The sequence below is a fragment of the Mastigocladopsis repens PCC 10914 genome (genome assembly GCF_000315565.1).
In the GTDB taxonomy this organism is placed as follows: domain Bacteria; phylum Cyanobacteriota; class Cyanobacteriia; order Cyanobacteriales; family Nostocaceae; genus Mastigocladopsis; species Mastigocladopsis repens.
Genome location: NZ_JH992901.1, coordinates 4,580,160 through 4,593,261, shown reverse-complemented (window position 1 = coordinate 4,593,261; position 13,102 = coordinate 4,580,160). Strand labels below are relative to the sequence as shown.

Genomic DNA, 13,102 nt, shown 5'->3' with positions numbered 1-13,102 from the left:
CATTAGCTCAAGCTAATTCACACGAGAGTGAGGAAAGTAGGAAAAGTGGGAGACAGGGGAGAAATGATAGATGACAAATCCAAAATCCAAAACATCAAGCGTCCTGAACGCAGCGAAGGATCTAAATTCAAAATTCCCTGGAGCCTAGGAGTGCTACTACTGGGTGCAGTTATCGTCTTGTTACCTTTAGTTATCGTCTTGTTGACATCCTTTGCACCTCCTGGTGCAACTCCTAGTATTTTTCCCAAAAATCGTTGGTCATTAGCCAATTATCGCGATGCTTGGGAAAGAGGTAAATTTTTACTCGCTTTCACTAATTCTACCTTGGTAGCGATCGCTGTGACCGCCTTTCAAATTATCACTTCGGCACTCGCTGGTTACGCCTTGGCACGGCTGAAATTTCGAGGAAGGCAAGCGCTGCTGCTCATTGTACTGGCAACATTAGTGATCCCCTTCCAATTATTGGTGATTCCTGTCTTTTTGGTGTTAAAGTGGGCACACCTTATAAATACCTATTGGGCACTGATTTTACCAACAGCTGCCAATGGTTTTGGTATTTTCCTGTTGCGTCAATATTTCTTAACAATTCCTGTAGAATTGGAAGAAGCAGCCGCTATAGATGGTGCCGACAGATTGCAAATTTTATGGCGGGTAATGTTACCTTTAGCCCGTCCCGCCTTGGTGACGCTGTTTCTGTTTACCTTTATCGCGGAATGGAATGATGTGTTTAAACCGTTGGTGTTTACAACGCGACCAGAATTGAGGACAGTGCAGCTGGCATTGGCAGAGTTTCAGGAGCAATTTACAAATAATTGGCCCTTGATGATGGCAGCGGTGACTATAGCCACTTTACCAGTGATGCTTCTATTTCTTGTTGGTCAGCGTCAGTTTATTCGAGGTATCGCGACAACGGGGATGAAGAATTAGTCACTTTTTGGAGTTCTAACATTACTGTAGAACTCCAAGACTCAGTGAATTGGTACTACATAGATGTGCATGAGAGTAAAGCTGCACTTATCTTCACTCATTCACTAGTTCAAATTTACCTCCAACAACCTTAATAAGGACAGGTTGAGTTTGCCTTTCTCCGTCTGAATCAAACTCTACAGTCTCTCCAGAAGTTTCGCTAGATGAAATTGTTATATCTTGCAGTCTTCGTAGAACTGTTGAGCGGGAGGCACTGGCAGATAAAGCTTTAATCAAAGCCTGAGTAGCATCAAAACTAGTAGCTGTCCGCCAGCTAATCTGTCCTCCCCATTGCTTCGCTGCTTCTTGTGCAAATTTTTTTGATTTTGGTGCATCTCGAAACCAAGGTACAGCTAAAATCAAACCTTCAATATCCTTTCCGCTTTGTTGCAAGGTTGTGTCGCTATAGAGAGTATCGCCACCTAACAACTTTAACTCTTCTCGCCTACGGCTGTTGTTTGAGTCTCTGAGTCTAGTATTCCTCTGGGCAACAGCTACAACAACTTTGAGCGCGTCAGGCGTGGTTTGTGTGTCTGGAAAAAGTACAACAGCCAGTGCCGGATATTCTTTTGCATACACACTGCTAGCAACTTCTGCTGTTGGATTCAGTTCTGAGTTGGTTAAATCAATCCTCCGAACAACCTTACCGTTTAGTTTATCTTCAAATTTTCTTGTAAAAGCCTCTCTCAAACTGTTGCTATAGCTGCTACCGGAATCATAGAAAATGACAACATTGTTGATACCAAGGGACTTTTTAGCATACGTGGCTAACTTCTCTCCAGTAGCAGCGTCAGAAGGTACTGTCCGAAAGAAAACACGATTGTCGTTGTCATTCAACAATGGACTGGAACTAGTAGGAGAGATGATGGCTAAGCTAGCTTTTTTGTATGTGTCTAATGCCGCTTCGGTAGCATCGCTAGTGTTATGTCCAATCACTGCCAGTACAGATGGATCTTTCTCCAATTCCGCAGCCACTTGCTTCGCGTTATACTGTTCATTATCATCGTTGGCGATCGCAATTTCTAATAATCGACCATTTAATCCCCTTTTCTCATTAAACTGATTTTGTGCCTGCGCCACACCTCGCAATATTTCTTGAGCCTGACCTTCTTGTTTTGCTGGCACAACCACTGCTAGTGTGAAAGGAGAACGCTGTTGCTTGGCACGAGTATTGTTGTAGTAAATCAGTACTTCTGGGTCACTGCGATTAGCTGTTGTAGCTGTTTTAAAATATCCTGCCGCTTCAGGGTATTTGCGTTGTTCAAAAGCTTCAATACCCTGTTCACGAGCAGGGTTTTTAATATTAGGAAAGAAGGTGCGTTCACCGCGACTAATCTTTCTTTCATCTAGTTTACAACCAACAAAAAATACCTTCTGTTGACCTGCAGGACATGGCGTTGTTGATACCCGATAAGCACCAATACCAATAAGAGATAATATTCCTGTTGCCACCCCTATTGCAGCTATAAAAAATAGTAGATTGTAAGACTTATGGCTGTGGTGGTTACTCTTATCTGTTCTAGTTAAACCTCTCCTAGAGTGAGTAGTTGCAATTGGAGCTAAAAAGTTAGTTTGTGAATTTAGTATTGTAGATTCAGTTTCATCTGAAAAAACTTCTTGCAATTTCTCCCATGCAAATGAGTTTTCATTGTCAATTTCCAAGATTCGCTCAAACTGCTCCTTTGCCTGTGTTAAATCTCGTTGTGCGAGCAATTTTTCTCCGTAGGTAGCAAGCGCACGCAACAATCCATCTTTATAGCGTGCGGGATCAGCTTGGTAGACTCGTGTATATAGTTTTATAGCTTTGTCGAACTCGTCTATCTCAAAGTATCCTTGAGCCAAAGCCATTACTGTACTAAAGTGATTGGGATTAAGCTTTAAAATCTGCTCATAAACAGCTAGTGCATTTTGTGTTTCGCCCTGTTCATACATTACTCTTGCTTGTTTAAAGAGGAAATTAACTTTTTCTTCCTCTAACTTCTCTAGTTGCCATATTACCTGCCGCAGAGGGTAACGTTTGACTAACCAACGGCGAATTAATTCAACTTTGACTCTATGTCCTGTATTGTCCAACAAACCGTCTTTGGTTAACTGTTGTAGCGCTTGAACTAGTTGTTCTGTTCGGACTCCACACTCTTGAAGCAGTATTAATGCTTCTTTTGAATCTTGCTGGGCTTGCGCCACAGCTGAAAACACTACTTGTTCTGGAATAGACAGCCCGTTCCAAAACCATGCCAGCCCCGCCTCGGCAAGTTCAATTGCTTTGTCTACAATGCCCTCAACATCTTTGCGGTTGATAGTCCAGTTTTGTAGTTCCCGCGCTCTTCCAAAAAGAGCAAAGCAAATGACTTGTGTAAAGTATGGATGTCCTGCAGACAGTTCTAAAATTGCTCGTATCGCATCTGGCTCGTATTCGAGCACACCCTGAGCGAGTTTAGTAATTAGTCGTTTAGCACTTAGCTCATCCAGTAAACCTATTTCTTGGATAGGTGCTTCCTGAAATACTTCAAGTATTGTTGGCAGTTCTTCTGGTTTCTGCCCTACAAGTAGAATAATAAAGAGATTATTTTGTAAAGTGATATTGCGTAGATAAGGGAAAATATTTTTAACTAATGAGTTAGATTCTTGTGTTGTTAAACTATCAAATTCATCCAGTAATAATACTAGTTTCTTGTCTTGTAATTCTTTCAAAACTTGAGGTAAAAATTGGCTAGAAAAAATATATGGGTCTTTTTCTAAATCTGTAGTTAAAGGTAGCTTTATATTATCTTGATCCAGTTCAAGGTAGTCTAATATTTCTGTCGCAAGGGTCTCCAAGATATTACTGAGGGATTTCCCACTTTGGTCTTGTAAATCGAAGGGAACAAAGACAAAATCATTCGGTGCAACAAAGTTAGGAATATTACGAAGTACAGAAGACTTGCCAATGCGTCGTTGACCGTGTAACAAGATAACCTTGATATTCTGTCTTAGGTTGTCTTCAATAAAGGCGAACAGAGCTTCTCGTCCAAATATCAATTCCGGTTCATCGATTGGGCGACCAATGATGTAAGGATTGCGGCGAGTCGTTGAATACGTCATAATAGTTCTCAATTTACTAAGCTACTGGTCGTCTTATGGAAAGAACAGCTTAAGATCACCCTGGGTCATCTTCACTCTTGTACTAATTCAAATTTACCTCCAACAACCTTAACAAGGAAAGGTTTAGTTTGCCTTTCTCCATGTTTATCAAACTGTAAAATCTCTCCAGAAGTTTCACTAGCTTCAACTTTTACATTTGGCAGTGTTTTCATAACTGTAGAACGAGAGGCACTTGGAGATAAAGCTTTAATCAAAGCCTGCGTAGCATCAAAACTAGCAGCTGTGCGCCAGCTAATATTTCCTCTCCATTGCGTCTGTGCTGCTTGTGCAAACTCTTTTGATTGTGGTGCTTCCCTAAACCAAGGTACAGCTAAGATTAAACCTTCAATGTCCTTGTCGCCGTGTTGCAAGGTTGTGTTGCTATATAAAGCATCCCCACCCAACAACTTTAGCTCTTTCCGCCCTTGGTTGTTAGTTCGGTTTTTAAGTCTAGTATTGATCTCGGCAACAAGTGAGGCAAACTCGAGTGCCTTAGAAGTGCTTTCCGTGCCTGGAAATAATACAGCGGCTTGTGCGTTGTCTTTATCCACACTGTTTCCAAGTTCATTTTTCCACTCATTTCGTTTTGAGTGCTTTAAATCAATTTTCTTAACAACTCTATTCCTTAATAGGTATTCAAATTTCTTTGTAAATTCCTCTCTCAAACTGTTGCTATAGCTGCTACCGGAATTATAGAAAATGACAACATTGTTGATACCAAGGGACTTTTTAGCATACGTGGCTAACTTCTCTCCAGTAGCAGCATCAGAAGGTACCGTCCGAAAGAAAACATTATTGTCGCTGTCATTTAATAATGTGCTGGTACTAGTGGGAGAGATAACCGCTAATGGAGCCTTTCTGTATGTCTCTAATGCCGCTTTGGTAGTATCGCTGGCGTTATGTCCAATCACTGCCAGTACAGAAGAGTCTTTTTCCAATTCCGCAGCCACTTGCTTCGCGTTATCCGCTTCATTATCATCGTTGGCGATCGCAATTTCTAATAATCGACCATTTAATCCGCCTTTTTCATTGAACTGATTTTGTGCCTGCGCCACACCTCGCAATATTTCTTGAGCCAGATCTTCTTGTTTTGCTGGCACAACCACTGCTAGTGTGAAAGGATTACCCTGTTGCTTGGCACGGGCATTGTTGTAGTAAATCAGTACTATCGCTTGCCGCAAAGGATGACGTTTGATTAACCAACTTCATCGATTGGAGTACCAACGATGTAAGGATTTCTTTGTAGATTTCTCGCACTACTCACACTTGTCCTCCTTTGTGCTTATATCCAGTTAAACAAGCCTTGAATGGCTCCTTTCGGAAAAGCAGCTGACAACTTACCAAACAATTCAAGAGCAGAGGATATCTCTTGTGTATGGTTCCACAACCAGCGAATTGCTTGTGTGACGTTCTCGGCTTGTTCGTGACTCATCAACTTGAGAAACACCTTTCGCCGTTTTTCCAGTGATTCATTATTGGTGTTCCCCAGTTCTTGAATCACCCACTCCTCCATAAGTGAGGAAGTGAAAGAGGGAATCTTTTTATTTCCTTGTTCTGTACGGGTAATCACGCCTTGTTCTTCTAAATTCGTCAATTCTCGCTCTTTTTGGCTGAAGATGATGTCAATACCGCTTAAGTCATAGCTGTTCTTATGCAAACGACCTTTCAAGGGATACAAAGCTATCAGCATCAATAAACTTTGCTCTTGTTCACTGCATCTTTTCCAAATGTTTTGAAAAATCTGTCTCGTATCGCTTTCAAATTTTCCGGCAAAGGCTTGAGCATCCAGTGCTGTCCCTTGTGCAGTTGGTAGCTCTCTGTACAAGAGAGAACCAGCATTTTGTAGCAGAGCTGGATGTCCACCTGCAATTTCTCGAATGATGTCCCGTAGTGGTTGTGATTGAGGTGTCTCTGGTACTATGCCAAGTAGTTGGTCAACCTCTTTCTCACTAAATAGTTTCAACGACTGGAAGAGATAATGGTTATACCACGGAGAACTTGCTGGACTAAGGGGAGGACCAAGTTCATTGAGGCGCATGAGCGAAGTAACAATCATTGAGAGATATTTTCTCTCCTGACAGTGGTAAGCCAAGTTACGACACTCGCTTAAGAATGTCACCATATCAGCTTGAGTGTATTGCTCATTTTCGTAGAGAGCTGCATCATAGTCATCTACTAGCAGCACTAAGAATTTTCCTTTCTTTCCCAGTTTCTTCAGTGTTTGGCGCAAACAATCTTTCGTTGTTAACCCTTGTTCCAACAATGTCTCAATGTCAGTCTGCAAGGCAGGTTCAGTATCCAACTGACCCTTCATGCCAATCAAAACTTCTTTCCAAAAACCAGAGGCAGTGAAGGGATTAATGCTCTGGCAACTAAAAAGAACAATCACTATCTTCGATAAATTTTCTCCACGTTCTTCCCAAACTTGAGGTGAAGCCAGTTTCTCCAAAAAGGAGGACTTGCCCATTCCAGGACCACCCCAAATTGCTAGGTGACTGCGATTGAAAATTTGATCAAATGCAGCATCAATCTCAGATTTCCGCCCTACAAAACTTTCTGGAGATACTGTCTGTCCTACGATAAAAGGATTTTGTTGCATTACAGATATCCAAGCTTTTATATAAATTGCGATTATTTTTCATGTTAAAGCTTATACCGAAGTTAAGCTACAAGAGTTTTTCTTCTATATTCTTAGTAGGTGTAAGCAAAATGAACTCATGCACTTCTGGGATAAAAATAGAAAAGAATTTTAACAAATTGTTTCTATGGGAAACCAAACGTTCAGCAAATAGCTAAAGCACGCAAGGCATAGCGAAGCCATTTCACACAATGACTACCTGCTTGTAAAGTACGTAGGTGATATAAATTAAGTATAAAATTAAATTATTATTTTGCTTTTCTATGAAAGAAGGTCACCGTAATTTTATCCTTCCTACTATTTCCCGCTATCCAAAAACCCTTACTTGTTTAATAAAAATTTCCGAAGCAGGTGAGCAGAAACACACTAGACATTTAGGTATGGAGAAGTTATCAAAAATACTCTCTCCTCCACATCTGACTCCCTAACTAGTCTCCTGAATTTGCAAGCGGATAGTGTGCTCAATAGCACCACTCAGTTGTAACTCCATAACCTCACCACCAAGGGGTTCCAAACATTCAAGAAGTTCTCGCAAACGTGGCGTACTTGCACCCGTATCCACATATAAACGGTCTGAGAGATTACCAATTTTCTTCCAACTCATATACAATTTGGCAATCATTTGTTCTAGCTGAGATGCTTGATTCACCAAATCCGCAGCTATGCTTAAACAGCCCACTCTTTGAGCTTCTATAAGTGCTGTTTCAATGTCAACTTCTTGGGCATTCAACGCTTGGACTTGAGCTGCGGCTTTAAGATATTTTGCCAGATTGCGAGCTTCTGTGGTTACTAGCTTAATCGTATCCACATCAGGATTTTGGGATATTTCCTTTTGGATGGCGCTTTGGTGAGACTCTGGTAATTTTTCCATTTCCTTCACCAGTGGTGCGATGTAACGGGGAGGAAGAGAATTGTCTGCTGCTTTTTGCTTGACTGGTTCGGGTAACAAATCAGAAGACATCGCTGTCCATTCGTCATTGATTTGACGAACTTCGCGCCTGGTGATGCGATCGCCTTTTTGTGCTGCTTCACCCACCATCTGTTGGACTTCTGGTGCTGCTTTGGAGGTTTCTACAAACGCTCGTTTGCTGAAGTTATTGATAGCTGATGGGTCTAGTCTTCCCTCTTCTAAAAGGGTATCAGCACTATTTGCCAGTTGAATCCAACTATAAGCCTGACTTTTGCTAATTTCGCGTTCTTTGAGCCAATTGAGAAAGCCTGCACCTCGTCCATCACCACCCTTTTTCTCTCTGTCGCGGATAGCGCGTAAAATTCGCCCTCGCCAGATGTCCGTTTGCAAGTCAAAGCGATCGCACACCTGCCAAGCTACATCCAGCTGCTGTTGAAATTCTATCTCAGGAATTTCCTCATCTTCCGGGTCAGGCAGTTGGAATGTCAAGTCTGCTGGCTGTTGTAGAAGATCAGCCAGGTCATTATCGTTGTATAGCACGATTTACAGCCTACTAGTGTATGCGCTCGGCTTATTATCACACAATCTGGAGTAACTGTAACCGATGATTTACCCAGAACGAGACATCCTCAACTTACCCCAAATTCAGCAAGAACTCGACAAAGACACTCTGCTGTTGCAGTATTCCTTGGGGAAAGTTTGCTTGATTTTCTGTCTGCTACTATTCGCAAATATATTCAATACACGTTAGCGTAAAAGAACATAAGTAAAATTCCTACGGCGAGCGAGTCTTTATAGCTTGACAAAAATTATATATTCTGCATCCAGGCGATAAAATCGATAATAAAGATGAACCAGGTAGATTATCTCCGCATTAGTTTAATAGACCGCTGTAATTTCCGCTGTCAATACTGTATGCCAGAGGGAGCAGAGCTTGATTACATCCTTAAGCAACAGTTATTGACTGATGAGGAACTGCTCACCCTGATTGAAGAAGTGTTTATCCCTGTTGGGTTCACTCGGTTTCGTTTGACTGGGGGGGAGCCCTTATTGCGTCCCCGTGTGGTGGACTTGGTGAGAGAAATTGCATCTCTCCCCCAAACCCAAGACTTGTCAATGACAACCAACGGTTTTTTACTTGCTCGAATGGCGCAAAATTTATACGATGCTGGTCTGCGGCGAGTTAATATTAGCCTGGACTCCCTTGATCCCGACATCTTTGACCAAATTATCGGTAATCGCGGTCGTTCACGCTGGCAACAAGTTTGGGAGGGAATTCAAGAAGCATACCGTGTGGGATTTGACCCGTTGAAGCTGAATGTGGTGGTCATCCCCGGTGTCAATGACCATGAAGTTCTAGATCTAGCCGCGCTCACGATTGACAAGCAATGGCACGTCCGGTTTATTGAGTTTATGCCTATTGGTAATTCGCAGTTGTTTGGCGATCGCGGTTGGGTATCTTCGCAAGAGTTACGGCAAGGCATTCGTCAGCGTTGGGGATTGACTGAATCGCAAGTTTGTGGTAACGGACCCGCTGATGTCTTTCAAATTCCAGGAGCGAAGGGGACACTGGGATTCATCAGTCAGATGTCGGAGTGTTTTTGCGATCGCTGTAACCGGATGCGCCTGAGTGCCGATGGCTGGTTGCGTCCCTGTTTATTGAATGAAACTAGTCAAATTGACTTAAAAACTGCTCTGCGTGAAGGTGTCAGTACTGCCAAATTACGGGAGCAGGTTAGGCATTTACTTGCCCTTAAGCCTGAAATTAATTTTAAACAACGTTATTCGGGTACGGCGACAGGTGTCTACACTCGTACCATGTCACAAATTGGTGGGTAGTCAATTGTCAATTGTCAATTGTCCTTAGTTATTACAAAGGACCCTTCGCGTATGCCTTCTCCTGACGGAGACGCTATGCGTTGGCGCAGCCTGTCCGCACGACTTTCGGCACACCTTGGGTGAACGCCAGTCGCCTAAAGAAGGAAACCTTCTTGCAGCGCTGGCTCACAAATGACCAAGGACAAATGACAATTACGCTTGACGTGAGTAGTATTCCACCACAAGCAGTTCGTTAATTTGTAGCGCCACCCACTCGCGCTCAATGACGCCGTTGACTTTACCAAGCATCTTGTTTTTGTCAAACTCCAAATGGTTGGGTAGGTTTGCCAAACCAGGATATTGCAAGTTAGCTTCCACCAACTTACGGGATGCTTCCCGGTTTCTGACGGCAATTTCCTCTCCAGGACGGCACTGGTAACTGGCAATATTGACAACGCGACCGTTGACGGTGACATGACCATGATTCACCAGCTGGCGAGCCGCCGGAATAGTGGGAGCCATACCCATACGGAAAACAGTGTTATCCAAGCGCATTTCTAGCAATTGCAGCAGCACTTGTCCGGTAGAACCAGTAACGCGTCTGGCTTTACGCACGTAGCGCAGCAATTGCGTTTCCGTCACACCGTAGTTAAAGCGGAGTTTTTGTTTTTCCTCCAACCGGATGGCATATTCAGAACGCTTTTTGCGGTTCTGACCATGTTGACCAGGTGGGTAGGCGCGTCTAGCGCTTTTACGAGTTAATCCTGGTAGGTCGCCTAAGCGACGTACAACTCTAAGGCGTGGTCCTCTGTATCGGGACATGAGTTTCCTAAATTTAATCTTGCTTAACTTTACCCAGACATATAATTATAATTCGAGATTTCATATCTGAATACAGGAATGGTAAGGAAGTAGGGGAAGCAAGGGGAGAAATTGCTCGCCATCTTTGCATCTGTCCATCTCCCCACACCTTGTGTATTGCAAGCATCAAAGCAGGCTTCTATCATGAGGTAGCATACCCTTGGGTGTTTGGAGAAAGGAACTCATGTTAGGGAACAGAAAAAGCAAAGATACCCATAGGCTTGGGCTAAAAGCTAGACTCAGTGCAAAGCGTCATGAAAGCAGCGCAGACGCCATAAGAGCGGTTGTTTGCAGAGTGACCGCTGGGCTAACTGCACCAGTTTTTGCTGTAACTGGTTGGTTGGCGATGACTTCATCTAGTATGGCTGTCACTGCCTCATACAGGAACGATTTCCGTGTTTGTGCTGGACGGCTTTTGAGTGTAGGCATAACTGCGGAAGCCGCATCACAAGCTTGTGCAGAAGCTCTCCGTCCTGGGGACTTGTCCTCTTGCGTGACTAGAATTGGGCGGCAAACACAACTTGCAGCTCCTGATGTGCTTGCAACTTGTAGGCAAGCACGGCGTCCTGAACAGGTAAGTGATTGTGTTGTTGGTATCAGTCGGTACACTCGCGAATCCGACAGATCAGAAGTTTTAAATTATTGCGGTCGTAGCTTGTTACCTGTACGCTTTGCTGATTGTGTGGTGGGTTTGCGTGCTGAAATCGATTTTGCCTCCACCCAAGCAATGGAGAGTTGTATTGATGCCAGCGACAGGATTAGGGGCTATTTGCCTTCTTTTATCCCGGCAAATAACCAACCTACGGAATTTAGACCAAATTTTGAGTCTACTCCAACTCCAGCAGCGCCTTCTCAAACTCCAGCCGAGTCTACTCCAACTCCAGCAGCGCCTTCTCAAACTCCAGCAAATCCTAGCAGCAAATAAGCTGTAGTCAAAAGTCCAGAGTCTATAGTCTTGATTGGTGTTAACCATGAACTATTGACTCTTGACTAATGACTTTAAAACATTTAAAGTTTTTAGTCTTCTTTCTTGCCAAACACCATCTGTAGAATCATCGGAACTCCTCCGTCTTCGTGATATTTATCTGCCCAAGCACGGATGATTTCGTCTAATTCTTCCATCGCTTTTTCAAATCGATCTGGGGGAATATCGAGTTCTTCCAGAACGCGCATTGTATTTGGTTTCCGTTCTGCCCAATCTTTCATCATCCGGAAATACCGAGCAGTATCTTCCACCATGATGTAAGTACGCTCTTGCTCATCGGCTGGAGCGTAAAAAGGACGAGTCAGAGCGTAGAAGGGCATTCCCCAAGGTGAATCAATGCGTGTCACCGTACCAGAGTAGAGCAGACGGCGCTTGATGTGTTCTGCCAATGCTTCACTCAATTCCATCCGGTTTTCTGGTGGAAAGTCTTCCTGCGATCGCCTGTGCAGGAATTCTATTAACTCCAGAAATTCAAAAGATGTGATTAACTGGGCATCTGGTAGATTAGAGGGCAGTTTCTGCTCAATGAGTCTTTTCTCTTCTGGTGTCAGATTTGTACCCGGGACGCGCGCTCGCCCTGGTCGCCAAGGATACTGTTCCATCCAAACATAGGGCAACTGAATTAAATAGCGTGGTTCCTGAGAACCCAGCATCTTCAGTAATTTCCCTTCAGTCAGTGCTTGTCTGACTTCCTCAACAATGATTTTTACCCGCTTCGGCTCAAGGTGGTGTAAATGCCCAGTCATCCGCAGGTTTTGTCCCTGCTCTAGATAGGTCATGTAAATTGCACACTTGGCAGCCGTTGCTGCAGCATCTAAAAACGCCCCATGTCTATGCCCGCTCGTTCGCATAGCACTAAAAGCCAGGTATAGCATGATCTGATCCATTGCACTGGGGCCAAGACGTTTGATCAGATCTACGTCGTTACTCATATTACAGACAGTTGAATAGCAAGTTTACACAATTGTCAGTCAATGGAAAGCAAGTAGTATACACCCGTATAAATGGTGATGTTTTTCCCTCAGATTATCTATTATGCGTTAAGTATGAGTATTGATGGTAGTCATAATTGGCATTTCATCCGTATTTTCAAGTACAAAACCAGAGCTAGCACTGTTTGTAGAGTTGCCTCAATACAAAATTGCAAGCTATTGTTCCCTAATCGCAAGTATCAACGCGTATACGCAGGAGCAACTACCAACTATTTCACCAAGGCACCCGTCCTATAAAGGCTTGAACCGACATAACGGGAAGTCACATCCAACAAATAAGGGATGATTTCAAGGAAGACGCCTCCCTTGAAGCGATTGCTTCGGTTCAAGAACTAGCTAATACCTACGGCTAATGGGTAATCTCTCAGTCAAAGTCAGCTACTGCTGGGTAGAGCGAGATAATTGTGAGCAAGTTACTCCCTTGTCGCATTAAGACTAAGATTAAAAATCTTCCCTTCTTTTTCAGTCTACCTAGATAAAGATTTTCTGGATAGAATGCAGCTGGCGGTGTTTCACTTGTTGTGGTAACAACATTGACAGAAAAAGAGGTGGCGCGGCTCTTTGCAAATTGCTGTACTGCTTAAAACTTCCAGTTATGTTGTGGCGGTACAGGCAATTCTTTTTAGGGAAAATTGCTGACTTTACGTTGAAAAGATAATCCAAGGTTCAAATTACCTTCCTGTTTCGACAATTTTTGCTAATTTTATCAACCTGTATTAGACAGTAATGTTAGAGAAGATACAGAATAGTAAACTAGCATTTTTATGAAAAATTATATTACTAAATTAATTTATAGTATTCATTTTAAATTT

Annotated in this window: 10 protein-coding genes; 4 read left to right on the top strand and 6 right to left on the bottom strand. The window is 43.0% G+C overall.

The window, feature by feature from the left end; all coding sequences use genetic code 11:
- The first annotated feature begins 63 nt into the window (after nt 1-63).
- Nucleotides 64-927 carry a carbohydrate ABC transporter permease gene (locus MAS10914_RS0122455; protein WP_017318196.1) on the top strand — a complete coding sequence of 288 codons (864 nt, stop codon included), beginning with the start codon at nt 64-66 and terminating at the stop codon, nt 925-927.
- A gap of 93 nt (nt 928-1,020) precedes the next feature.
- Here the strand turns inward: MAS10914_RS0122455 and MAS10914_RS32275 are convergent, their stop codons facing one another.
- The 4 genes from MAS10914_RS32275 to MAS10914_RS0122435 all read right to left on the bottom strand — a co-directional run bounded on the left by MAS10914_RS32275 (nt 1,021) and on the right by MAS10914_RS0122435 (nt 8,174).
- Nucleotides 1,021-4,047, bottom strand: a complete 3,027-nt coding sequence (locus MAS10914_RS32275; RefSeq protein WP_017318195.1) for an ABC transporter substrate-binding protein — start codon at nt 4,045-4,047, stop codon at nt 1,021-1,023.
- Between the two features lie 71 nt (nt 4,048-4,118).
- Complete coding sequence (locus MAS10914_RS30830; protein WP_198014997.1) at nt 4,119-5,186, bottom strand: ABC transporter substrate-binding protein; 1,068 nt, start codon at nt 5,184-5,186, stop codon at nt 4,119-4,121.
- Nucleotides 5,187-5,368: 182 nt separating this feature from the next.
- The gene (locus MAS10914_RS0122440) at nt 5,369-6,685 is read right to left on the bottom strand and encodes an AAA family ATPase (RefSeq protein ID WP_017318193.1); all 1,317 of its coding nucleotides are present in this window, start codon (nt 6,683-6,685) and stop codon (nt 5,369-5,371) included.
- 463 nt (nt 6,686-7,148) lie between these two features.
- Nucleotides 7,149-8,174, bottom strand: a complete 1,026-nt coding sequence (locus MAS10914_RS0122435; protein WP_017318192.1) for a hypothetical protein — start codon at nt 8,172-8,174, stop codon at nt 7,149-7,151.
- A 64-nt stretch (nt 8,175-8,238) separates the two neighbouring features.
- Here MAS10914_RS0122435 and MAS10914_RS34550 point away from each other — a divergent pair, with 64 nt between their 5' ends.
- Both MAS10914_RS34550 and moaA read left to right on the top strand, forming a co-directional pair.
- A complete protein-coding gene (locus MAS10914_RS34550; protein ID WP_017318191.1) occupies nt 8,239-8,385 on the top strand; it encodes a hypothetical protein in 147 nt (48 codons plus the stop codon).
- 98 nt (nt 8,386-8,483) lie between these two features.
- The gene (gene moaA, locus MAS10914_RS0122425; RefSeq protein WP_026082742.1) at nt 8,484-9,473 is read left to right on the top strand and encodes a GTP 3',8-cyclase MoaA; all 990 of its coding nucleotides are present in this window, start codon (nt 8,484-8,486) and stop codon (nt 9,471-9,473) included.
- 192 nt (nt 9,474-9,665) lie between these two features.
- Here the strand turns inward: moaA and rpsD are convergent, their stop codons facing one another.
- Nucleotides 9,666-10,274 carry a 30S ribosomal protein S4 gene (gene rpsD, locus MAS10914_RS0122420; RefSeq protein ID WP_017318189.1) on the bottom strand — a complete coding sequence of 203 codons (609 nt, stop codon included), beginning with the start codon at nt 10,272-10,274 and terminating at the stop codon, nt 9,666-9,668.
- Between the two features lie 223 nt (nt 10,275-10,497).
- On the opposite strand from rpsD, the gene MAS10914_RS0122415 reads away from it, so the two are divergent.
- Complete coding sequence (locus MAS10914_RS0122415) at nt 10,498-11,238, top strand: hypothetical protein (RefSeq protein ID WP_017318188.1); 741 nt, start codon at nt 10,498-10,500, stop codon at nt 11,236-11,238.
- A 92-nt stretch (nt 11,239-11,330) separates the two neighbouring features.
- Here MAS10914_RS0122415 and hetR read toward each other — a convergent pair whose 3' ends face one another.
- A complete protein-coding gene (gene hetR / locus MAS10914_RS0122410) occupies nt 11,331-12,230 on the bottom strand; it encodes a heterocyst differentiation master regulator HetR (protein ID WP_017318187.1) in 900 nt (299 codons plus the stop codon).
- Nucleotides 12,231-13,102 lie beyond the last annotated feature (872 nt).